Consider the following 22,824-nt stretch of genomic DNA (forward strand, 5'->3'; position numbering starts at 1 on the left):
TCAGACTCCTTCCGAAATGACCGGCGTAATAAGAATGACGATGGCTTCCTTGTCGTTCGTTCCTGAGAGCGAGCCGCCGGAGAGCAGGTCGGCGTCCTGCGTGAGGCCGCGCCTGTTGTACTGATTTGCGCTGCGCTCGAACCCGCTAAGCACTAGCGTGTCGCCATTCTTGATGCCGACGCGTTGCATGAATTGCATGCCTGTGACTTCGGGCGTCTGAACCTGCGACACTCCCGTGCCGAACGTACTCATCGCCTTGAGCGAGGAGATGTTGACGGAGAACTGCAGCAGCACGCTGTTGTCGTCCGTGATGGAAGGCAACAGGTTCAGAATGAAACCGGTGGTCACCGTGCCGGGGTTCACCTGCACCGCCGACTGGTTCAAGCTGCCGTTTGACGAGGTCGTGCCGGTGTTCTGCAACGACACGGATGCGACGTAACCGGTCTGGTCTGTAATGGCAACAGGTACAGGTTGCCGGTTGAGGGTGATGGCTGAGGCGGTGGTGACGACGCTTACCTTGCCCAGATTTGCCATCGCGCTCGCAATCGCCGACGAGCCATTCATTGCGCTGCGCGCATTGTCGGCGCCGGTGGGGGTCAGTATCGTATAACCGAGCGTGCCTGCCCCCGTGCCCACGAGAGACGTCGGGCTGCCGTATGCGAGCTGCCAGGATGGGTTGAGGTTTTTCGTGAGCTTCTGGAAAGCAGCGGTCCAGTCCACGCCGTAGTCGGCGCCCTTGTTAAGCTGAACATTCAGCACCTCGACACGGAAGGCGACCTGCCGCGATAGCGACTTGTTCACCTGAGCGACCATCTCACCGACGCGCTCGACGACCTCTTTCGTGTCGGTTACCGTAATGGTGCCCGTCGCTTCGGTGACGGCGGCTTTCCCGATAGGCGTCAACATCGCGTTGATAGTGTCCTTCAGGTTTGCCCATACCGAGAAGTCACTTCCCATGCGGACGCTGGAATCGGCAGAGAAGTTTCCTTGGGAGGTGTTGTTGCTGCTGCCCCCGCTGCTACCCCCGCTGCTCTGGTTGCCGGTCTGGTTCTGGCCGCTCGTGCCGATGCTTGTCGCGTACGAGGATGACCCCGGGGTGCTTTTGAGCGCGAAGGTCTTCGTGAGAAGCCGGAAGAATACGATGCTGCCGTCCTTGTATTCCCACGAAATGCCGGCCTTTGCCGAAACCATGTCGAGGAATCCCGAGATGCTCCCCGTGTAGTTGAGAGTCATGTCGAGCGAATACTCTCCGGCGGAGCTTGAAGCGGACAAGCCGTTGTTCTGGGCCCCGGAGAAGGATGGCATCGATGGCGGCGGCGGCAACGAGGGCGAGGACGAAGCCGACGAATTTGCACCGGGCGCGCCGGACCCCGAATTTCCGCTCGAGTTTCCGCCACCGAGGTTGCCTGTCGCGCTCGCTACGACCCCGCCGCTACTCTGGCTCGGCAGGAAAGCGGACGCGGGAATGAACACGTCCGGACGAAGTTTCACCGGGATTCCGGTGACCTTCGTCAGTCGCTCCGCGATTGTGGCGAGGTTCGCCTTTTTGTCGAAAACGAGGGTGATATCCTGCTTGAATACGGGCGGCAGATTCGCGCCCGCCGGCAGCTTGGTCATCGTGCTGCCGAGCCAGGAGCCGGGGTTCACGCTCAGATACAGCAGGCGGTTGGGGTTGTTCGCCGGTATGGATTCCAGGCTCTTCGTGATGGCCGCGTCGTTGCGCGCAGCTTCCGTGTCGGTGTCACGCTTGACCTGAATCTGGTTCGCGCAACCTGACAGCAGCAATGCGACCGCAGTCGCGCAGGCGGTAGGCTTCAGAAACTTTTTCATTTTGGAACCCCTTCAGAAAGAATGCGGACCACCTTGTTGCCTTCGTACGCGACCGCGACCACATGTCCGCCATTGGCATTGACATTGGCGAGCACCCCATCGACCGCTTTGTAAAAGTCGGAGCCAAAATCAGCGGCGAAATCGACTTGCATGTCCTGGTCGTCACGCAGTTCCCACGACAGATGCCAACCGGACTCGAGGCACCAGCGCGTCAAAGTGCCGCGAATGGTCTTGTCGACGGCTTCTGCCTTGAAGGAGCTGCTCTGCAGCGCCAGCGCGGTGCCATCTGCCTTCACAGAAACAAAATCGGCATTTTTCCCTTTGCCACCGCTGGTCGGCTCCGCCTTTGCAGCGGCCGGGGCGGCCGGCTGTGCCATCTGGGCGGCGACTGGGGTTTCTTGCGTCGTGGCGGCGGCCGGAGCAGGTTTGCTCGCCGGAGCCGGAGCGACTGCAGCGGTGCCCGGGGCGGCATATGCCCCTGTTGTAAAAAGGCACGCTAACGACAAGGCGAGTCGCGCGCGTTTTGTTGAAATCATGGAGACCCTTGGGACGTGGTTACGCTTTCTTTCTATGGGTTAAGTCCGTATAGCGCTGCCTCTTAAACCTGAAGGCGCCTTTGGTGTAGCTACTTCGGACGCGGCCCACCATGCACGTCGCCGACGTCTGAAAAGTTCACTTTTGCGCCGGAAGTATTTGAAAAGGCATCTGGAACTCGCTGAGCGCGTTGCTGGCTAAGGGTCCCGCCGCGTAGAGAGTCGCTTTAGGGAACAGAATCCTCAACGCCTCGAGATGGCGGCGAGCCGCCAGGAGGTCGCCCCGGGCCGGCGTGCAGTCGGCCAGTGGGCGGCGTTCGTGATGGGGGTGGAAGGGAAAGGCGTTCCAGGCAACCCATGTAAGCGGCGAAATGGACGCCGATGTCAGGTGCTGCCACACCGAGAGGGCGAATGGGCTGTCGGCCCCCTCCCGCCCAGCGACGGGGCAACTCGGATGGCTGGTACGAAGCTTCTCGCCCCGGAATATCTCGTCCGGGGCGACGCCCTTGGCGGTGCAATGGCCAAGCAACATCCGTTCGGACACGAGGGCGACGCCAGAAAACTTTACGTCGGTGGCTCCCGAACTGTCTCCGATGACAAGCATCGGGGCTCCGGCTCGAAGCTCCAGATACCGCCTCAGGTTGTCCCTTCGGATACTGGCGCTGTGCTGAAACGCGTCGTTGACGGGGTCGGTGTCCCGCCAGGGGTTAAAGACCGTTACGGTTGAGGGGACTTCGGAGAGCAGACTAACAAAGGGGTCAGCGTTCATTGTCGGTAATTGGCCACGGGACTAAAAGGATTAGCTATCCCTAATAGGCATTCGATATATACCGACTGCCCCAACTCTCTTTTTTTGGCACGCGTGACCGACCTCATTCTTCCGCCTCTCGAGACCGAGACCGACCTGAAGCGCCGGGCTTTCATGAAGGCCGGGGTGGCGCTCGCCCTTATGGCAGGTACTCCGCTCTCCGCCGTCGCCGATGAGAACTTCTGGAGCCGGCCGCGCGAGCTCAAGCTGTACTGCGCGAACACCCGCGAAGCGCTTCAAGTGGTTTACTGGTCCGACAACCAGCTCAACTACCCCGGGTACTACCAGATTTGCCAGCTTCTGCGAGACACCCACGAGAACAAGGCAGTGCAGATGGACGTAGTGCTGCTTGACATCCTGCGCGGCGTTCAAGGCTATTACGAAGCCTACGGGTTTCAGCAGCCACTCGTTATCAACTCAGGGTTTCGCACCGAGAAAACGAACGAGCGCCTTCGTAAAGAAGGGGCGGTGCGCAACTCCATGCACCTGTACGGCAAGGCAGCCGATATCTACATGCCCGGCATTCCTGTAAAACACCTTGGGGCGGTCGGCCTTTATTTCAGAAGCGGCGGGGTAGGTTTTTATGAAGGAAAAGGCTTCGTTCATCTCGACACAGGGCGCCTGCGAACCTGGCGCGGTTAGGGGTGCGCTGCGTTCCACGCTGCAGCGATGAAGCCCATGATGACGAAGAGCCCAATTGGGTAGCGGAAAGCGATTTCCCAGTCTGCGCGGGAGGGAGTCGCCGAGTTCAGTGCGGCACCCGCGATGTATCCCGTGTATAGCTGCGTGCTGATGGTTTCTGACGGCGCTTGCCGCCATAACGACCACGCGATTGGCAGGAGAAGCAGCGGGGCAAGCGCTGTGAAGGCGCCGTTCCACCAACGGGGATAGAACGATATGGAGCCTAGTGTCCAGTAATCACCGGAGCGAACGGGGACGAGACTGATGCGCCGGGGTCGGCCGCCGGTCAATAAGGCAATCGCAAAGTGCGCCAGCTCGTGTGCGACGGTACCGGGAAAAGCCGCCGCGAAGAAGAGCACGCCGGGCCTGAGCCTATACAGATACGTTGCGACCCCTGCCGCGATGAGAAATACCCAACTATTTTGAGCGTGGTCCATAAACCGTCGATTTGTAAAGTCGCAGATTGTGTGTTACGTTGTCGACCGTTTAGCTAATGTAAAGCCGCGTAACAAAAGCCACCAACTTTACAATTTACAGGAGAATGCATGTCTGAGCAGTTGTTGACGCTGACGCCAGAGAAACTGGCGGAACTTCTCGCGCCGTTTCCACTGAGCCAGATTGAGTGGAGGACCTCGGTCAATAAAAATGACCCCACGCAAGGGCTGGCTGTGCCGTGTGTCAAGTTTGGCGGGCTCACGGAGCGGCTCGACCACGTGCTCGGGGCGCAGAACTGGAAAAACGAATTCGACCAGGGTCCGAACGAGACAATTCGTTGCAAGCTCGCTTTCCGGATTGGCAGCGACTGGCTCGCGAAAGAGCACTGTTCGACTGTCGCGCAAGATGCATTCGTGCGCGCGGCGACCATGTGGGGTCTTGGCCGGTATCTGCATCGGGTCGAGCCGCAAAGCGTCGAACTTCACGATGGACGTCTCAAGAAGACCCCCTCGCTAGATTCGTCGTTGGTCGCGCCGGTGGCGGAAGCCCCGTGCGGTCACGCCGGCACAGCGACTCCTGACGCCAGCCCGGACGCTGCATCCGGTGTCGCGGAGGCTTCGAATCAGCCCGGTTCGTCCGCCGTTGTTGTCGCGTCGAAGTCCGACACGGGTGCGCCGACTGGCGAAATGCCGACCGCGCCCATCCCCGAAGGCAAGCCGGAAGTGACTTCCCAGCCTCCCGCTGCCCCGCCCGTCCCTGCGCCGAACGTGGCAGCGACTGCCGTGAGCACCGCCGCCGTTCCGGAAAAAGAACAGACGGCTAAAGCTTCGCCTGAACCAGCCGCCTCCCCGGCGCCAGTTGCCGCCGCAGCGCCTGCGCTGGAGACTGCCCCCGCGTCTCCCGTCCCCGCCGACTCGCCCGCGCCTGAGGCGTCCGGAGCAGCAAGCGAGACGGAGATGGTTTCGGATATGCCTGCCGAATTCGGCGCCAAAGAGGCCGATATGGTCAAGGCAGTCCTCGCGAAGGCAGCCAAGGGTGCGTCCATCGCGGCTCTCGTCGCCTACGTCGGTGACAAGACGAAGGGCCGCGACCTGACCGACAAGAGTCGTGAGTATCTGAAGAAAAAGCTGGAATCGCTGGCTAAGAAATAAACCGGCAAGCTAGACCTTTTACATCGAGGCGCACTGCGCCTCATCCGTCCTGTACTTTTCGTGGAGTCTGAATGAAGAAGTTTGCGCTTGCGGCGATTGCCGCGCTGGTTGCCACTGCAGCCGTTGCACAGGCCGCGCCGGCCGCGTCGGGTGTCCCGAAGGCACTCTCCCTCGTGACTCAAGCGGGCATGAAAATCGAGCGCCCATTCCCGGCGCCGGCGGGGCTGACTGGCTGGGTACTGTCCAAGGGTGGCCAGTATTCCATCGTGTACACGACCGCAGACGGAAAATACGTTCTGGCCGGCGCACTCATCGACGAGGCGGGCAAGAACCTCACGGCGGACCACAACGCGCAGTACGTACCGAAGGTGGATTACGGCCAGTACTGGAGCCAGCTTGAGAAGAGCACGTACATCGCAGAAGGCGCGAAGAATCCCAAGACGGTGGTTTACGCCTTCATGGACCCGGACTGCATCTTCTGCCACCTGACGTGGAAGGCATTCCAGTCGTACGAAAAAGCGGGTCTGCAGGTTCGCTGGCTGCCGATGGGCTTCCTGAAGCCGGACTCGGCCGGCAAGGCCGCCGCGCTGCTGACTTCCGCCCACCCGGACGCGGCACTGGCAGAGCACGAACACAAGTTCCAGCCGCAAACCGAAAGCGGCGGCATCGAGCCGATGGCCACGATTCCGGCTGACATCCAGGCGAAGCTGGACGCGAACCAGAAGCTGATGGCTACGATGGGCTTCAACGGTACGCCGGCCATCGTGTACAAGGACGCGCGCACAGGCAAGGTTTTCGGCAAGGGCGGCATGCCGTCGCTGAACGACTTGCCGGCAATGCTCAACCTGCCGGAGCAGCAAATCACCGACCCGGAACTGTTGCGCTTCAAGCGTTAAGCGCGGCGCGCTTCCGGAACCCAAGGCCCCGCCCCGGCGGGGCCTTGTCGTTTCGAGTCCTCCTTTTTCTGCGAGCAAGAGCGTCCCTCCCCGTCGACCCTGCCTGCCGGCAACGGTGCCTATACGCAACATATCCGGTCAATGGTTTAAGCGAGGGCAACATGAGCAGTTGGGCACAGACACAAGTTATCGGGCAGGTCGGAAAATGTACGCATGGAACGGGACCCAACAATCAGCCGTATTTAACCTTCTCGGTTTGCCACAATTTCAAAAAGGCAGGCAGCAACGAGTCGCAGTGGTACCAGATTGTTCTTCTCGGAAGCGCGACAAATGACCTGAGTGGCATCCACAAGTACCTGAGCGCGAAAAGCCGCCTTGTGCTGGTTCAGGGGCGCCCGGAATACGAGCCTTACGTCAAGCAGGATAAAAAGACCGCTGGGTTGAAAATTACTATTTGGGCAACGTCCCTCCCGGTATTTCTCGACAACAAGCCAGCGGCTTAACGGCATTATCATTCAGAAGACAGGACCTCGCGTCCTGTCTTTTTTGTTTAAGCGTCGTTGCTAGACGGCTTATAGTTCAGTCGACAGGTACGCATGTTCCGGAAAATTTGTGTGTTGCTTTTCTTTCTTGGCGGCGCGAGCGTCGCGCACTCGATGGTTGTGGTAGCAGACTCCCACAATCGCCTGGACGAAACAGTGGAGCTCGCTATGCATCTGAGTGAGGTCAGGGGTGAGCCCACAAGCGTGCTTGTCCGGGGCCGGGAGTTGCTAGAGCTGGACGTGCCACAGGAAAGCCTCACGCAGGCCGCGAAGAAACGAGTCAGGTTCTACGCATGTGCGCGCGACCTGCCGGCGCCCGCGTGGCCACGTGAGATTGAACTGATTGTTGTCGAACCTTCGGCGCCCATCGATGCTCCCCGGCGCGTGGCGTCTCAACTGAAAAGGCTGTGTTCTTTGCAATGAAAAGACTGATTGCAACGTTGTTTTTGATGGCGAGTACCGCCGCGTTCGCCGCGCCCTCACTGGTTGGCACGTGGCATTCGGACGACACCTCGGGTGGCAACACCTCAGGGTCAATGACCTTCAAGAAGGACGGCACAATCGTCCTCGCGCCCGATGGCTTTCCGGCCGCGACGGGTACGTACAAGGTCCAGGGTCCCTACGTTGACATTGACCTGGGTGCCCACGGCAAAGCGACAATGGCCTATCACTTCAATCGCGATGGTAGCACCCTCGATACGCAGTACAGCGAGGGCACCCATCAGTCTTTCAACCGGATGAAACAAAAAGTAAAATGAAAACACAACCATGGCAATCGCCCGAATCGGGTCAGGATTCTGCGGACGTGGGCCAGATAGCGCTCACAGACAACCTCATTCTCGCGGTAATCAAACCCGACTCCGTGCTAGAGAGGGCGTACACCTCGACTGAGGCGTTCCTGCTCGCAGCGAATCTGCTTAACCAGCGTGAGCCGTTCGAGCTCTACGACGAAGGTCGGACGCTCCTCGTGAAATCACGCGAAGGGGAACTGAGCGGACATGCCGGTTATTGTGACCAGTTGAGTCGCACACATCATTGCCTGCAGGCAGTCCTCATCAGCTGGCTTCGCCAATACGAGGTGCACCTGCTCTCGAAGGCGCAGCGGTTGCTCGATGAGAGTCAGGCAGAGACGGCCGCAGAGGAATTGCCAGCGTCCACGGCGGCTACGGCAACTGGTGAAGAGCCTGATTCTGGAGCCGCTGTGCATCCTGCGGTCTCTGTTGAAGGCGCGGCTGAGCAGTCAGAGCAGCAGCCGTAAAAGGTCGGAAATCTGGCCGGGGTGCCATTTGTTCCCCGGCGCTCCGGAAAGAGCACAGCCCCCGGAACCCCCAGCCCTTCACTTAACGTGTTGAAGGGAAGCTATGTCCTACAAGGCTGGTTCGAGGCGCGCAGAGCAAATCTCCGCGCCTTGTTGTTTTTGAATTGCCCCCGACCATCCGAAAGCCCACCAAAAAAGGGAGCCGAAGCTCCCTGCGGGTGAGCTTACTGGAATTCGACGATAGCGAAGTCGCGTTTGCCCTTTTTCAGCACCACAAACCGCTGGTGTAAAGCCTGTTCGACCGTCACCTTAGTCCGTGCGTCGTGCGCCTTAACGCCGTTGAGCACCACACCTCCTTGCGACACCACCGTGGCGGCGCGAGTACTGGAGCTCTCCAGTCCAGTCTGCACCAGGAGTCCGGCAACGGTGCGGTCCACCGATGCGCGAGCGACCTGTACGTGCGGCACCGAACGAGCCACCTGTGCGAGCGTGTCAGCCGTCAGGACGTTGAGGTCTCCCTTGCCGAACAACGCCTCCGCTGCGGCCTCAATCTGCAGACGGACACTTTCCCCGTGTACCAAGTCGGTCATGGCTTGCGCCAGGCGTTTCTGAGCCACGCGCAGATGCGGTGCTTCTTGAGTCCGGGCTTCCAGCGCTTCGATTTCCGTACGCTTGATGAAGGTGAATAGCTTGAGGAATCGCCCCACGTCCTTATCGTTCGTGTTCAACCAGAACTGGAAGAATTCCCACGGGCTGGTCATCTGCTCATCCACCCAGACTGCGCCTTTTTCGCTTTTGCCAAACTTCTTGCCGTCGTGCGTCGTCAAGAGCGGTAGCGTTACTGCAAAAACTTCGCGCTCAAGCTTGCGACGAATCAGGTCTGCGCCAGAACACATGTTGCCCCACTGGTCAGAGCCGCCAATCTGCAATGCACAGTTTTCCTGCTGAGCGAGCATCAGAAAGTCAAACGCCTGAAGCAGCATGTAGCTGAATTCCGTGAACGAAATCCCGGAATCTTCGCGCTCGAGCCGAGATTTTATCGAGTCACGAGTCATCATTGCATTGACCGAGAAGTGCTTGCCAATGTCGCGCAGAAAATCAAGCACGCGCACGTTTTGTGTCCAGGTCAGGTTGTTGACCACCTTGCCGCGCGCTTCGTCGTCACAGGCGATGAAGCGCTTCAGCTGCGCCTGGATGTGCCGGGTACGCTCGGCAATGACATCCGGGTCCTGGAAGTCGCGTTCGGCAGATTTGCCACTCGGGTCGCCAATGCGCCCAGTTGCTCCCCCAACCAGTGCCAGCGTACGGTGTCCTGCGCGTTGGAACCGTGCTAGGGTCAGCAGCGGGACCAGGTTGCCCACGTGAAGGCTCTGCGCCGTCGGGTCAAAGCCGCAGTACAACGTGACCGGCCCCTGTGCCATGCGTTGGGTCAGGCCGTCGAGGTCCGTGGCCTGGGATATCAGACCACGCCACTGCAGGTCGTTAATGAATTCTTTGGCGTTCATCAAAATGTATGCTCCAGAAAAGCTGAAGGCGTTTTAGTGAAGTCGTGTCGTGTATGGATAATGCAATGCCCCGAAAGTCACGGACTTTCGGGGCATCTCACTCAATCAGTTGCAGGCCCTCAAAACGATAAGTGAAGGACTGGCCCGGAACCCGGGACGTTTCTTCGTTTGCTTATCGGAAGGGGCGCGGTCGGCGAGCGCCTCCTCCGGGGCAGGTCAGAGATAATTTACCGGACTGCCGAGCGGGACAAACAGGCTCCGGACATCCCACGGCTGCGGAGCCGCCTTCCGATTTATCCCGTCCAACGCCTCAGCGGGCAGCCAATGCAACAGACGCGCCGCCGCCGCTTCCCTGTCTTCGGACTGGTGCCCTGGCGGCGCGGGCTCAAGCAGGGAGCATAAGTGCACGCGCGCCGCACTTATTTCCCCTGCCCGGATAAGGCGCTCCGCACGTTCTTGCTCGCAGACCCGGGCCATCAGTAATTTCAGAATTTTCCTTGCCTCCTTGCTCAGCCCGCGCTCGATAGCCTGAGACAAAGAAAGGTCACCACATGAGATTGATTCCCACACCAACGCTGCTTCGCGTTCCGCAGACTGCGCGTAGCGTCCGAGCCTGGCCAGGAGAGCTAGTCCCCGTTCCCGGGACGCTCCGCTCAACGGCTGAAGAAGACTAATCAACGAAAGTGTGCTCACTGGCCGTCCCCCGCTTGCGATGACCGGGAGGAATGGTACGCACCGTCCTGGTCAATCTGGAGGTAGGACACGCCGCGCGACCCGCTGGTCGCAATCTTCACCATCGTAGTACGGGGTTCAGTGCTGGTGTTCGGCTTGACGATAAGAACCAGGCGGGCATCGTCGAAGGAATCAACGTCAATCCACGATTGTGCCGGAGCCGCGAGCTTTGAGCAGCGGTCGGCGCCCCGAAACACCAGCGGGACCGACACCACCCCGCCGCTTCCCGCGACGGCGTAGCGCAGTCGGCCACGCACAGCCACGACACACTCTGCCGGCGTTGCGGCGGGTGTCGGTGCCTTGGCGCCGTCCTTTGCTTCGGGTGAAGGGGTGTGGGTGACCGCCTGTCGCAGCACTGCCGCAAGCGGGCCGGACAGGGGCGACTGCTGAGCCGTCTCTGAGGAGTCAGCGACGGAGTCGGCCGGTGGCATAGGGGGTAATGGCAAGGGCGGCAAGGGCGGCATGTCCCGGGACAAGGCCACGACGCCTTGTACGGTTCGCGCCAACGTCTGGGTGTTCGCAGGCGAAAAAGGGTTCGATGTATCGGCGCCGGACGCGAGGCTTGGCGCCGCGCGGCCCGTTCCAAAAGGACTTTCCTGCGCGGCTGCCGTTTGCGCGGCAGCAAGACACACCAGGGGCAAGAGAATCAGTGCACGTCGAATCGTATTCACGGAGAGGGGCTTGTAAAGCTGTATTTGTTAAGGAAGTGTATCACGCTTGTAAAGGAAAATTCGCCCCGCTGGTGGCCGGGATTACGGAGTGCGGGCTTTCAGCAACACTTAAGAAGGACGGGCGATTCGGGACGCAAGCTACAAAAAGAAAGCCCCTCAAAGTCGTCGACTTCAAAGGGGCTCAGGTAATCGGAACGCGAGTCTTCCGGCGAGGAAAAGTTGCTTGCTCGCCAACCGTGGAGGCTAAGCGTGTACCACGCCCGCTTCGTGATTCACTCCGGAAGGAACGAGCCCCGTGGCGACGTGTTGTGCCGCACTTTCGCAGTTCCTCGGCGCGTCGTCGAAAAAGATATCTGCGCCAAAAGCGTCGAGAAACGGACCCTTCGGCAACCCGCCGCAAAAGCAGGCCTCGTTCAGGGCGATGCCCCAGTGCCTGAGCGTTCGGATGACCCGCTCCTGAGCTTGCACACTACGGGCCGTAACAAGGGAGATTTTTACGGGACATTCCCCAACCGGGTACTGTGCCTGCAGCTCGTGCAAAGCCTGCAAAAAACCCTTGAACGGTCCTGGCCCGAGCGGTGTCCGTGCGAGTGCCTGCTCAGATTCAGTAAAGCGGTTCAAACCCTCCGTCACGTTCACGCGTTCAGCCTCGTCGGAGAAAATCACCGCGTCTCCGTCGAAAGCGATGCGGACGTCGTCGTCGCCTCCGGGCGCTCGCACCGATTTCGGCATCATGACCGCTGAAGCGACGCCGTTATTTAGCGCCGAGATAACGTCTGCCGAATTTGCGGACAGGAACAGGTGTACGCCGAGCGCGCGGCTGTACTTGAACCGGTCTGTTCCCTGCGTGAAGATGGCACGCTCGATGTCCATTCCGTAGTGGTTGATGGACTTGATGATGCGCATGCCAGCGTTCGGCGAATTTCGTGAGAGCAGCACGACTTCAACCTTGTCCCGCCGCTTGCCCGGCGTGTTCAGTGCCAGAAGTTTTCTGACGAGTTGGAAAGCCACCCCGGGAAGCAATGGCTCGTCTTCATTTTCCACCTGGTGCCGGTCGAAAGCCTCGGCATCCCCATCGAGAAATACCTGATGCTCCTGCTCCATGTCGAACAGCGCACGGCTTGATACTGCGATTGTCAGCATTCCAGTCCTTTAAAGAAGAGATGACCTCGAAGGGTGTAGATAGCGGCACCTTTCATTGGCGGGCCGCGCGTACGCGATGGCCGCGTCGGCACATTTCGGCTGCGAATCGCCGGAGCCTACTCGCCGTGCGCCACGCCCATGCCAGCGCCGCAACCGGGAGGAGGACGCTCACTAGCAGCGCGGAGAAGACCAACAGTTGAGCGGACGATATATGGCGCGAAAGTGTGGAGTGTCCGAGCGCGGCGACGGCTCGTGTGAGCGCCAGGAGCAGAACGAGCATGGCCGTGACTGCGGCGGCAGGCCGAAGGAAGCCGTACGAACGCTGCTCAAGGTCTCCCGCCGCTTCACGAACAGTGACGGTACGACCCTCCCTAAGCCAGTCGCAAAAGCCGATTGAAAATGTTTTGAGTGAACAGCGTTCTGACATGTGCGCTTTCGCTATATGGGCCATGAGAAGTCGGAGCTCCGTCCTGCGGACAAAAACCCTCAACGGTTTCAAAAAACGGTTCGAGAAAGCGGTGGTGGAAAAGACCCCCGCCGCTGTCGAGGCGGCCGCTCGCCATCTTCACCGTCTGGAGAGAGCCGGGCTCCCGTATCACGACTGCCTGGTTTTACTGTTATCTTCACTGCGCCTCTTCACGACCGAACTTTCCGCCCGCGTCGATTCCCTTGAGGAGCGACGCAGGCGACGCCGCTATGCTGAGGAGACGTACCACCTTGTCAGGGCGCGTTTGCAATGCGCACGCGGCGTTGTGCGTCTCTCCCAAAATCCGATATTCACAAAAGGAACGCTCGACGACGCGGTCGAGTGCTTCGTGGACGGCTCCGTGCGTAACGGGAAAGCGGGCGTTGGTTTCATCGTCATCAACAAGGGTGCGCTTCTCGTTGAGGCAAACGTCGAACTGCCGGTCACGACGCCCGTCGAGGCCGAGCTTTACGCACTCGTCCTGTGTATGAAGACTGCCCTCGCTCTCGGCCACCGCGCCGTGCGTATCAGTACGGACGCGCAGGCACTCGTCGAACTGTTCTTTCGCAAAAAAGGCATCGCTGGTTCAACCCCGGGACGGGAAGCCCTCCGGCTCGCCGATTGCCTTTCGGGCTTCGAGATTCAGCGGGTGCCCCGTCTCTTCAACGACAGGGCCGATGCGCTCGCCGCCCGTAGCACCGCGCGCCTAGTCCCGTAGAATTGTAAAGCATCTTTCGGGTTCGCCTGCTGCTTTTGTTGCACCGCGATGCTTCCCGACCTTCACTCGGCTGCTGCGGCCGTTCCCCTATGTTTCACGTAGCCGGTTCGCTCTGCCCGCCTGCGATTTTGTTCCACCCGCGTGGCGGCGCGCATACCAAACGCTTGCGGGTCAATGCCCGCCTCGATAAGGGCCATTCGCTTGACCTGGGCCTGAGTAAGTTTGCCCCGGGTGCTAACGCCGCCTGCAGTTTTTCCGCTCATCGGAATCTCTCTAGTGGTTAATCTGTTGTTTTGTAAAGAGTATAGTCTAAACGCTGTTGCTAGTTTGTAAAGGGCAATGCTAAGATTCATTTATTGCCAGCAATATGCTACGCACGCCAGCGCGCGAAACGAACCCCTAGGAGCAGACCCGCATGTCAGTAGTCGAACACGAGCAAGAGACCGACGGTACCATCATCAAGGTGATTGGCGTTGGTGGTGGCGGAGGTAACGCGGTCACGAACATGGTGCGCCGCCATTTCCAGGGACCTGAACTCATCTGCGCCAACACCGACCTCCAGGTCCTGCACAAGACGGGCGCGCATCGCGTCATTGTGCTTGGCGACTCGGGTCTCGGAGCAGGCGCGAACCCGGAAGTTGGCCGCGAATGCGCAAAGGAAGCGCGCAAGAAAATCGCGGAAGCCCTGACGGGCGCGCACATGGTGTTCGTGACCGCTGGCATGGGCGGTGGCACGGGCACGGGCGCGGCACCGGTGGTGGCGGAAATCGCTCGTGAGATGGGCATTCTCACCGTTGGCGTCGTGACCAAGCCGTTTGAGTTCGAAGGCCCGCGACGCACGAAGCAGGCAAATCAGGGCCTCGCAGAGTTGGAGAAGCACGTCGACTCGCTTATCGTCGTTTTGAACGACCGGCTGCTTGACGTTCTCGGCGAAGACATCACGCAGACCGAGGCTTTCCAGGCTGCGGACGACGTCCTGTTCAACGCTGTCTCCGGTATCACCGAAATCATCCAGTGCCCGGGCGTCGTGAACGTCGACTTCCAGGACGTTCGCACGGTGATGAGCAACAAGGGTCGCGCGATGATGGGCTATGGCTACGCGTCGGGACCCAACCGGGCCGAGGCGGCTGCGGAGATGGCTATCGCCTGCCCGCTGCTCGAGGGTGTCAACCTCTCTGGCGCGAAGGGACTGCTGGTGAACATCACGGCATCCGAAGCGACGCTGAAAATCAAGGAGCCGAAGCGGGTGATGGAAATCATCGGCCGGCATGTAGACGAAGAAGCCACCATCATCTATGGCGCGGTGTACGACAACAGCCTCGAAGATAGCCTTCGGGTGACGGTAGTCGCAACGGGCCTGGACGACCACAAACCCGCCGCTGCTCGAGTGCAGCCGCAAGCGCAAGCGCAGACGCCCGCGCCCGCGCCGGTGGCAGCAGCACCGCAGATGCATCCGCTGGTCAGCAAGCCGAAGGCTCCCGTTGGTCTCGAGCGCCCGGAACGTGCACACGGCGAGGCTCGCGCCCCCGAAGCGCCGGCCGGCCTGTGGGACAAGGAGCGCGACTTCTCGGCGTATGAGGCGCCGTCCGTATTCCGTCCGCGCGACGCGCGCTTTGTTACGCCGCAAGCGGCTCCTGCTCCTGCTGCGGCCCCGGTGTCAGCAGCTCCGGTCGCTGAGCCGGCGCCTGAGGCTGGTGCTAAGACAGAGCCGCGCTTCAAGAGCATGTTCTCGAAGGGCGAGCTGGGTACCGTCCCCGCCTTCCTGCGCAAGTAAGCGTTCGGCGCGGCTACTCCGCGTGTGGGCGTGGTAGTTAGCCGCTAGCTCGACATCCCCCCGGGAGAGGCACTTCCCCGGGGGGCTTTTCTTTCTTAAGTCCATCGAATGGCGTCGCGCTGTACCGACGCCTCGCGGATGGGCGAGTTTTCTCGGGCATCCCTTTTCGATATGAACGAAAGCCACCGTTACTTTCCCCTGACGCGCAAGTCAGATGCGGAACTCGCTGAACTCGGGGAAGCGCTTCGGCAGCAGTTTGTTAGAGTGCAGCGCGCAAAAAGGGTTGAGCGTTCGCTCAGCATAGGGGTTTTTAGCGTAATGATGGGTGGCGTCGTGGTGTTGTGTTTGATGCTTTGTATGCCGCAGGCCCCCGCAATCTGGCGAGCGGTTGTCGCGCTATTAACCGGTATTGCGGCCGTTTTAGCATTGGGCGTGCCTGCCTGTCTAGGATGCTATCTGCTGGTCGAACGAATCCGCCAGCCATTCTACGGCGCACACGCCTTGCTGACACCTCTGCAGCCGGGTTCCGCTGAGCTTGGCGAACTCAAGGCTAATTGCGAACGGTGGGCTGATTGTCGAACGTACGTCGAGGAGATGCAGGGTCTGCGCAAGAGGCTGTACGCGTTCGACGCGAACCACATCGCCGAGCTCGGTGCAGTTCAATCTCGAGGCTCGAACGTTATCTCAGCCGAAGTGAGCATCCGCTGAACGTGCCCCTCGATACTTCCGGTCTGCAAAAAAGATAGCCCACAAAAGCGGGCTATCGAATTAAGGTCGGTTGCTTTACGTCGCGGGGGAGAAGCCGGCAGCGTTGAGCGCAAAAATCGACATTTGACACTGCACGCGAAGGTTGAACTTGAGGTTCTCGTAGGCCTCGCGCTGGCTCGGGAATCGCTTGCGGGCGGACTTCAGCATGGGCAGGATATGCTTCTCGCAGCGCTGCACGTAGCTGAACATCTTGGCGAGTGTGAAGACACCCTGCATGGTCGACTGGTTGTGGAGGCAGTCGACGCCTTTAACGAACGCCGCAATAACGTCAGCTGCGATGTTTTGGTAATGCACATCGGCGTCTTTCTCGTTACCCGCCTCGTCATACTTGTTCAGCAGATAAACGCTGTGAACAACCTCTTCACCAAACCGCGCGAGCAGCTCCGTTTTTTCCACCAGATAGTCTTCCGGTACATCGTGCAGAAAGCCCGTTGCCAACGTCTGCGCGGGCCTGGCGAGCGAAGGTACGAGCGTCGTGATGAAGTGACAGATTTCCAGTTGGTGCTGAAATTCAGGCGTCAGCCCATCTTTGCGCAGTGCCGTCGTCTTCTCGCCGTTGCGCTTGATTCCGCTCGTATGGACATTGTGCGCGTAGTGAAATGCGTCCATCGCGACCTGATACTCGGGGTCGATTGCCACTTTCTCCGTCAGCCACTTTTCCATCTCGCGATAGAGCTTGTGGTAGTCGGGCTTGGGTAGGTTATGTAACGCTACTGCCATGGTGCATTCCTCGTGAAAAGAATATTTGCGGATTTGAGCGCAGCTTGTGGCGTCGCCTTCGGTTGGCGCCCCTGGTCACCGGTGCCTCGGTCAACCTCTCAGATGATTGCCTCGCTCGTGTAGCTATCACAGTGCGCGCCGCGCAAAGAAAAACGGCAGAACCGTAAAGGCCCTGCCGTTCCTCCCGCCTTCTGTTCTCAAGTGGCAGGAAACTCGGTCCACCGCCTATCAGGCAGCGACAGCGAAAACGTCATCGTTGGCGTTTGTCAAGTTGCGCTATTAGCGTCAGGCGCCTGACGTGTCGTACTCTCCCGGTACTTTCAGCCCTGTCGAAACCTGTCAGCCCCATCAAGGAAGGCCTCACCTAAACGAAGCCTTTCTTGGTGGAGCTGGGGGTATCGAACCCCGTCCAGAACTGTGTTCTCGTTTGCATCCTGCGGACCCTAAGGCCCGCTCACGACAATTCCCGGTGACCCGGCAAACCGAGGTCGAAACTGGCGGAAGAGAAGGGATTCGAACCCTTGATAGGTTTTACCCTATACACGCTTTCCAGGCGTGCGACTTCAGCCGCTCATCCACTCTTCCGTAGTACATCTTGAGGAAAGTATAGAAAGCGTGTTTAGACAGACCGCTTTGCGTAACTCTCCTTCCGGCCAGACTTTACAAAACGACGACTATTTTGTCAAGCGGGCTGATTTAAGAACACTAGCGTGACTGGACATCGGGCAGTGCTTAACACTCTATCTTTACTGTTTGCGTTGCGGTTTGCTGACGCGCGCAGCTTTACGCGCCCCGTTTTCTGGCGAAGTGCCCGGGTGGTCGTTGCACTGGCGTACGGCGCGCTACTGGCGGCGTGCGGCACGGTGCCGGCGGGAAAAATGGGTCCGTCCGAGCCAGCTCGCGCCGCCGGAGCAAACACCGAAGCAGTGGTGGCCGCTATTGGTCTGGTGGGTACGCCCTACAGCTGGGGCGGCAACAGTCCGGCCGGCGGATTCGACTGCAGCGGCCTGGTCCACTACGTATTCCTCTCAGCTGCCGCAAAGAATCTGCCGCGTACGACCGCCGGACTGTGGGCAAAGGGGAGACACATCGAAAGGAAGAGCCTTACGGACGGAGACCTGGTGTTTTTTGACACCGATGGCGCGTCGCATTCGCATGTCGGCATCTACGTGGGAAAGGGACGCTTTGTGCACGCACCCCGGGCAGGCGGCACGGTCAGGCTCGAAGCGTTGACCGTGCCTTACTGGGTTAGGCACTTCACCGGTGCCGCACGTTTCTAGCAGTTCCGCGCCGCCATCACTAAGGCCTTGTTGTTGAGGGAATAGACCCCTCGCGCGCGCCTCAGCGCATCCTCAACCGGTCGAGTGCCTCTAAAGCAGGCAAGTCGCCTTGCTCCGCCGCGAACTCGAGCCACTTCAACGCTTCGTTCTGCTCGACAGAGAGGTCCGGGCGCCGAAGAATCAGCAGTCCCAGATTTGTCGCACTCGGCAGATGACTCTGCGTCGCCCCCATCCGGTAGTACTTCGCTGCCTTTGCCGGGTCAAACGCCTCCGTGTTGCCGAGCTTTCCCCGCCCTTCGTGATAAAGACCCGCGTTGAACGCCGCTTCAACATCGCCCTCCGTCGCCGCGCGCTCCCACATCTCCAGTGACCTGAGGGGCTTAGGTGCCCGGCCCGTGCCGATGGCGTACATGGAGGCGAGCCGGGACTCCGCATATGCCTGCGTACGCTGGTCGAGCTTCCCTGAACGCGTCAGGTGCTCAAGCAAGTCGGCTGCGCGCTTTTCATCTTTTGGACCGCCATCTCCCTTATGGAGACACGTAACGAGATTCAAAATGGCACCGGGCCGGCCGCGCGCCGCGAGCGCCTCCAGAAGCGCGCGTCCGGTGTGGGGTTCAGGACTGCGTGACCCGTCCAGAAGACTCGCCGCGATGTACTCCGTTGCTTCGAGCAACCCGTCGTCGGCACACTGTCGAATGCCCTCGAGCAGTTCGGGCAGGTAGGGCGTCACGGGCGTCGCGGCCCTTTCGAAGAGAAAGGTCACAAGTCTCAAGAATTTCAGCGCGGCTTCTTTAGGGTTCGAAGCGGTCCGCTCTCCGCTCGTGGGGACTTGAGGCCGAGCCGCCGAAGGCTGCCAATCACGCACAACCTGCTCGGGCGATTGACCCTTGAGGTCGACGCCGGCGGCCGCCAACTGCGCGGCCTGATAGACTCGCCGTTCAGCTAGTACGGCAGGCACACAATCCTCATCCAGGGCAGAAGGTTGCTGTTGAGCGCACTCGCGTTCGAAGTCAGCCCAATTCCGGTACCCCAGGACTTGCGCAGTAGCGTGCCGGGCCTCGGATTCCTTGATGGCCAGAACAATCTTGAGCCGTTTTGCCGCTCGCGTCGCGATTGAAACGTTGGTGAAATACACTCGCATGGTTTGGTCCCTTCCGAATGCCGACGAGCCTCCACAGCCGGCGATGGAAGAGGCGCACATGGCCGAGTTTTTCAGGGCGAAAAAATCGCCCGACACGTTGCCGATAGGCATGCCAATGGAGGCGGCGCAGGGACGTGGGACCCCGATAGGGACGATACCCTGCAGCGGGTTGGGGTGTCAAACGCCTTTAGTCCCTTCCTCTTGCCGAGCGCGGCGCGAAGTGGCGGAGACGTTTCGAGCTGCAGAATCGAATGCTCTCCGGAAATGCCGAGCAGAAAAAACCCCGCGTGTCAGGCGGGGCTTCTGCATCATGCAAGTTTGCCGTGGCAGTTTTTGTATCGCTCGCCCGAGCCACATGGACACGGTTCGTTGCGCGAGATGCGTCGTTGGAGCGGTTGACCCTCGGGTTGCCGCGCTTCATTCGATTCGTCGGGTCCGACAACGATGACGGGCGGCGCGCTTGGCTGCTCCGGGGGTGCCCGGAATGCGAGCGTAAGCGCGCTTGCCGCCGCCGCCCAGAATCGCCGCTGAAAAGACTGGAATGCGTTGAACGCCTCCTTGCGAAAAGCGACGACCGGGTCCTGGCTCGCATACTGGCGAAGATGAATGCTCTCGCGAAGTTCGTCCAGGTGTGTCAGGTGCCCGCGCCAGAACTGGTCCAGAACCTGAAGGAGAATCGACTGCTCGCGTTCTGAAAGCCCCTCCTCAGCCTCGCGTCGGGTGCGGTAATACTCGACGCAGCCCTCAACGATTCGCTCGTGAACTTCCGTTGCATCGAGCTCGTCAACCGTCACCCATCGGATGAGCGGCAGTTCGGGACCGAGCTCCCGCTCGATGCCGCCCTTCAACGCTTTCAAATCCCACATCTCCGGGAGCTGGTCGTCGGGTGCCAAAGTCTGTGCGAGCATCAGCGCAGTCTCGCCGATTACAGCAAAGCAGAAGTCTTCGCTTACCTCGCGCAACAGGAGTTGCTGGCGGTTCGCGTACACGGCGTCGCGTTGTGCGGCCATCACGCCGTCGAATTTCGCGATGTTTTTGCGGGAGTCAAAATGGCGCCCTTCAATGCGCGCCTGAGCCTTGCTCACCGCCCTGTCGAGTATCCCGCCGCTGACGGATTGGGAACCTACGCCCGCGAAATTCAGCAGTTTCGCCATGCGGTCGCTGCCGAAGACACGGAGGAGTTCGTCATCCAGGCACAGATAGAACTGGCTTGAGCCCGGGTCGCCCTGCCGTCCGGCACGGCCGCGCAACTGGTCGTCGACGCGACGGGATTCATGACGCTGGGTACCCAGCACGTGCAAGCCCCCGGCGGCAATGACTCGGGCGTGCCGCTCGCGCCACGCATCATCCTTGTCGGTATGGCCGCCGAGTACGATGTCCGTTCCGCGCCCGGCCATGTTCGTTGCAACGGTAACCGCTCCCGGCAGCCCTGCGTCGGCGATGATTTCCGCTTCCTGTTCGTTCTGCCGTGCGTTCAGGACGCGGTGGTGGATGCCGGCGCGGACGAGTTCAACAGCGATTTCTTCCGATTCGCTCACCGACGCTGTGCCAACGAGTACGGGTTGTCCGCCCGCGCTGCGCGCCTTGATGTCGGCGACGATGGCGGCGAACTTGTCGGACTTGGAACGGAACAGCAAGTCGGGGTGGTCACGTCGCTTCACAGGACGGTTTGTCGGGATGCGGACGACCTGAAGGTCGTACATCCCTTCGAATTCGTCCGCTGCAGTCAGCGCGGTCCCCGTCAGCCCAGAGAGACGACGATAGAGCCGGAAAAGGCTTTGGTACGTGATTTCAGCCGCAGTCTCCGTCTCGGGCTTGATTTCCACACCCTCTTTTGCTTCCACAGCCTGATGCAGGCCTTCTTGCCACTGCCGACCCTCGAGGACACGGCCGGTCGCTTCGTCGACGATGTGAACGGCGCCGTCGCGAACGATGTAGTCGCGGTCCCGCTTATAGAGGACATGGGCGCGGAGCGCCGCCTGCAGGTACCGCATCAGATACAGATTGGCGGACTGAAAGAGCGCGCCCTTGTCGGCTATCACGCGGCGTTGAATCAGCTGGCTTTCGATTTCCTCGAGGCCGGCTTCAGTGAAAGTGGCCGAGCGCAGCTTCTCATCGACTTCGAAGTGCTTGTGAGCTCTCAGGCTAGCCGCAATACCGTCGGCGAGGTGGTAAAGGTCGGTGCCCTGCGCGATGGGCTGTGAAATGATGAGTGGGGTGCGGGCTTCGTCGATGAGGATGGAGTCAGCCTCATCGACAATGACAAAGTTCAACGGTCGTTGAACGCGATATTCCCAACGGGAGACCATGTTGTCGCGGAGATAGTCGAAGCCTATCTCGGAATGCACCCCGTAGGTGACGTCCGCCTGGTAGGCCGCCTGCTTTTCTTCGGTCGACTGCCCCGGCAATGTGACGCCAACAGAAAGGCCGAGAAATTCAAAGAAGGGGCGGAGGGATTCCGCATCGCGCGCCGCCAGATACGGATTGACTGTCGCCACATGCACGCCGTCCTTCTCGAGCGCTGCGAGCGCCGCAGCGAGTGCGATAGTCAGCGTCTTACCCTCGCCCGTTTTCATCTCCGCGATGACACCATCAAACAGTGCGGCGGCACCCATCAGCTGGACGTCAAAGGCCCGCAGGCCCAGGGTCCTTTCAGCGGCGGCGCGCACAATCGCGAGTGCTTCAGGGAAGTTCTTTTTCGTCAGCGTGCCCAGCGCGTGGTACCGCGCCTTGAGCGCTTCGTCGTCAAGGGCGGTCACGGCCGCGTCGTGACGGCTCGCGGCGGAAGCGAGTGATGAGACGCTCTGTAGCGCACGGCGGGACAGCCACCCGTGGATTTTGGTGTTAAGCATTTATGCGCGGCCCCCTCAGTTCGTCTCGTCAACGACGTCCGGGTTTGCGCCGTCGGGGCTGGAGCCTTGGGGCTTCGTCTGCTTGGCGATGTGCCAGACAGAGACTCCGGCGTCATCCATGTCCTTCTGAAATTGAGCGACGGCCTCGAAAGCCGCAGCTTTGGCCGCTTCGATGGCGTTGGCGAGCGCTGAGATGGAGGCGATGTCACCCGACTCTGCAGCCGCGTCCTTCTGGAGCTCTTCTCCCTGCATGCGGGCCGAAAGTTCGACAATAGCGTGCACAGCCGCTTCGAGGGACTTGTAATAGCCAATCGTCGTGTCGTACTGCTGTCCGGCATCTTTTGAATTGGCGCCCTTCTCTTTGACATGGACAACAGTCCAGTTGTAGTAGTCGGGGCGGATGCGGAATCCGATGCTCTTGTTGGGGACGAGGTTCAAGCCGGCCATGACGATTTCCTTGGTAGAAAACGGGGATTCAGGCCAGGTGTAGCGTAGGGGTTTTATCCCCTTCTTAAGGACGAAAGAACCTTTTCAATGCGGCCTGCAGGTCAGGGAGTGCAGCCTGCGCGATAACGCCGAGCTCGTCGATGACGCCCTCAGGCTCGTCGCGGTCGAGGTAGTACGCGGTAATCAGTGCCCGGCGTTCGCGATGTTGGTCAACAAAGTGGATGCCCTGAAGTTCCCCGTCCCGGTCAATGCTCACTTCCGTGCTGATTTCCGCGTCGCGGTCTTCCATGACGTGCAGATACACCTGCTCAAGCGCATTCGAAAGGTGCCGGGTCACATCCGAGCGCTCGATTTCCCCGGACTCAGAGTCCAGTAACTCGACGAGAAAGGTGGGCGGTTGCGAAACTTGCATGAATAGGATGGCAATTGGGCATAAGGGATAGGAATGGCTTTTAGCGCATGCCATATGTGCA

The 22,824-nt window shown here is 60.1% G+C and carries 21 protein-coding genes, 1 tRNA gene and 1 other RNA gene; 10 read left to right on the forward strand and 13 right to left on the reverse strand.

Annotated elements, in window-relative coordinates:
* From F6X40_RS10620 to F6X40_RS10630, 3 genes are all read right to left on the reverse strand, one after another.
* Nucleotides 1-1,830 (reverse strand): PilN family type IVB pilus formation outer membrane protein, encoded by a 1,830-nt coding sequence (locus F6X40_RS10620; RefSeq protein WP_187627789.1) that lies wholly within the window; start codon nt 1,828-1,830, stop codon nt 1-3.
* A complete protein-coding gene (locus F6X40_RS10625; protein WP_187627790.1) occupies nt 1,827-2,366 on the reverse strand; it encodes a TcpQ domain-containing protein in 540 nt (179 codons plus the stop codon). The genes F6X40_RS10620 and F6X40_RS10625 overlap by 4 nt, the downstream gene beginning before the upstream one ends.
* Nucleotides 2,367-2,502: 136 nt before the next feature.
* Nucleotides 2,503-2,967, reverse strand: a complete 465-nt coding sequence (locus F6X40_RS10630) for a hypothetical protein (RefSeq protein ID WP_187627791.1) — start codon at nt 2,965-2,967, stop codon at nt 2,503-2,505.
* Nucleotides 2,968-3,225: 258 nt separating this feature from the next.
* Between F6X40_RS10630 and F6X40_RS10635 the strand changes: the two genes are divergently transcribed.
* Complete coding sequence (locus F6X40_RS10635) at nt 3,226-3,813, forward strand: YcbK family protein (RefSeq protein WP_187627792.1); 588 nt, start codon at nt 3,226-3,228, stop codon at nt 3,811-3,813.
* Here F6X40_RS10635 and F6X40_RS10640 read toward each other — a convergent pair.
* A complete protein-coding gene (locus F6X40_RS10640; protein WP_187627793.1) occupies nt 3,810-4,289 on the reverse strand; it encodes a M50 family metallopeptidase in 480 nt (159 codons plus the stop codon). The two genes, F6X40_RS10635 and F6X40_RS10640, sit on opposite strands and share 4 nt — an antisense overlap.
* Before the next feature lie 108 nt (nt 4,290-4,397).
* On the opposite strand from F6X40_RS10640, the gene F6X40_RS10645 reads away from it, so the two are divergent.
* The 5 genes from F6X40_RS10645 (at nt 4,398) to F6X40_RS10665 (ending at nt 8,134) form a co-directional block, all read left to right on the forward strand.
* Nucleotides 4,398-5,438, forward strand: coding sequence for a hypothetical protein (locus F6X40_RS10645; protein WP_187627794.1), 1,041 nt, complete (start codon nt 4,398-4,400; stop codon nt 5,436-5,438).
* 71 nt (nt 5,439-5,509) lie between these two features.
* On the forward strand, nt 5,510-6,334 hold the full coding sequence (gene dsbG, locus F6X40_RS10650) for a thiol:disulfide interchange protein DsbG (protein ID WP_187627795.1): 825 nt from the start codon (nt 5,510-5,512) through the stop codon (nt 6,332-6,334).
* Nucleotides 6,335-6,495: 161 nt separating this feature from the next.
* Entirely contained in the window at nt 6,496-6,837 is a 342-nt protein-coding gene (locus tag F6X40_RS10655; protein ID WP_187627796.1) for a single-stranded DNA-binding protein, read from the forward strand.
* A gap of 458 nt (nt 6,838-7,295) precedes the next feature.
* Complete coding sequence (locus F6X40_RS10660) at nt 7,296-7,634, forward strand: DUF5640 domain-containing protein (RefSeq protein ID WP_187627797.1); 339 nt, start codon at nt 7,296-7,298, stop codon at nt 7,632-7,634.
* Nucleotides 7,631-8,134 (forward strand): hypothetical protein, encoded by a 504-nt coding sequence (locus F6X40_RS10665; protein ID WP_187627798.1) that lies wholly within the window; start codon nt 7,631-7,633, stop codon nt 8,132-8,134. Before F6X40_RS10660 ends, F6X40_RS10665 begins: the two co-directional genes overlap by 4 nt.
* 224 nt (nt 8,135-8,358) lie before the next feature.
* Here the strand turns inward: F6X40_RS10665 and tyrS are convergent, their stop codons facing one another.
* Nucleotides 8,359-9,639 (reverse strand): tyrosine--tRNA ligase, encoded by a 1,281-nt coding sequence (tyrS, locus tag F6X40_RS10670; protein ID WP_187627799.1) that lies wholly within the window; start codon nt 9,637-9,639, stop codon nt 8,359-8,361.
* Nucleotides 9,640-11,285: 1,646 nt separating this feature from the next.
* On the reverse strand, nt 11,286-12,185 hold the full coding sequence (locus tag F6X40_RS10675) for a 5'-nucleotidase (RefSeq protein WP_187627800.1): 900 nt from the start codon (nt 12,183-12,185) through the stop codon (nt 11,286-11,288).
* Between the two features lie 278 nt (nt 12,186-12,463).
* Between F6X40_RS10675 and F6X40_RS10680 the strand changes: the two genes are divergently transcribed.
* From F6X40_RS10680 to F6X40_RS10690, 3 genes are all read left to right on the forward strand, one after another.
* Complete coding sequence (locus tag F6X40_RS10680; protein WP_187627801.1) at nt 12,464-13,369, forward strand: reverse transcriptase-like protein; 906 nt, start codon at nt 12,464-12,466, stop codon at nt 13,367-13,369.
* Between the two features lie 415 nt (nt 13,370-13,784).
* Complete coding sequence (gene ftsZ / locus F6X40_RS10685; RefSeq protein WP_187627802.1) at nt 13,785-15,143, forward strand: cell division protein FtsZ; 1,359 nt, start codon at nt 13,785-13,787, stop codon at nt 15,141-15,143.
* Nucleotides 15,144-15,281: 138 nt separating this feature from the next.
* Nucleotides 15,282-15,851: a hypothetical protein gene (locus F6X40_RS10690; RefSeq protein ID WP_187627803.1), complete on the forward strand. Its 570-nt coding sequence runs from the start codon at nt 15,282-15,284 to the stop codon at nt 15,849-15,851.
* Nucleotides 15,852-15,926: 75 nt separating this feature from the next.
* On the opposite strand, the gene F6X40_RS10695 is transcribed toward F6X40_RS10690, so the two are convergent.
* The 3 genes from F6X40_RS10695 to F6X40_RS10705 form a co-directional block, all read right to left on the reverse strand.
* A complete protein-coding gene (locus F6X40_RS10695; RefSeq protein ID WP_187627804.1) occupies nt 15,927-16,631 on the reverse strand; it encodes a hypothetical protein in 705 nt (234 codons plus the stop codon).
* 148 nt (nt 16,632-16,779) lie between these two features.
* Nucleotides 16,780-17,103: a transfer-messenger RNA gene (gene ssrA, locus F6X40_RS10700) on the reverse strand.
* A gap of 23 nt (nt 17,104-17,126) precedes the next feature.
* A tRNA-Ser gene (locus F6X40_RS10705) sits at nt 17,127-17,216 on the reverse strand.
* Nucleotides 17,217-17,446: 230 nt separating this feature from the next.
* Here F6X40_RS10705 and F6X40_RS10710 point away from each other — a divergent pair.
* Entirely contained in the window at nt 17,447-17,911 is a 465-nt protein-coding gene (locus tag F6X40_RS10710; protein ID WP_316251804.1) for a C40 family peptidase, read from the forward strand.
* Nucleotides 17,912-17,972: 61 nt separating this feature from the next.
* On the opposite strand, the gene F6X40_RS10715 is transcribed toward F6X40_RS10710, so the two are convergent.
* The 4 genes from F6X40_RS10715 to F6X40_RS10730 all read right to left on the reverse strand — a co-directional run bounded on the left by F6X40_RS10715 (nt 17,973) and on the right by F6X40_RS10730 (nt 22,763).
* Nucleotides 17,973-19,163 (reverse strand): tetratricopeptide repeat protein, encoded by a 1,191-nt coding sequence (locus F6X40_RS10715; protein ID WP_187627805.1) that lies wholly within the window; start codon nt 19,161-19,163, stop codon nt 17,973-17,975.
* Between the two features lie 197 nt (nt 19,164-19,360).
* Nucleotides 19,361-21,904, reverse strand: coding sequence for a preprotein translocase subunit SecA (gene secA / locus F6X40_RS10720; RefSeq protein WP_187627806.1), 2,544 nt, complete (start codon nt 21,902-21,904; stop codon nt 19,361-19,363).
* A gap of 15 nt (nt 21,905-21,919) precedes the next feature.
* The gene (locus tag F6X40_RS10725) at nt 21,920-22,351 is read right to left on the reverse strand and encodes a hypothetical protein (RefSeq protein ID WP_187627807.1); all 432 of its coding nucleotides are present in this window, start codon (nt 22,349-22,351) and stop codon (nt 21,920-21,922) included.
* A gap of 64 nt (nt 22,352-22,415) precedes the next feature.
* Nucleotides 22,416-22,763 carry a hypothetical protein gene (locus tag F6X40_RS10730; protein ID WP_187627808.1) on the reverse strand — a complete coding sequence of 116 codons (348 nt, stop codon included), beginning with the start codon at nt 22,761-22,763 and terminating at the stop codon, nt 22,416-22,418.
* Nucleotides 22,764-22,824 lie beyond the last annotated feature (61 nt).

Source organism: Paraburkholderia sp. UCT31 (assembly GCF_014397655.1).
Classification (GTDB): domain Bacteria; phylum Pseudomonadota; class Gammaproteobacteria; order Burkholderiales; family Burkholderiaceae; genus Paraburkholderia; species Paraburkholderia tuberum.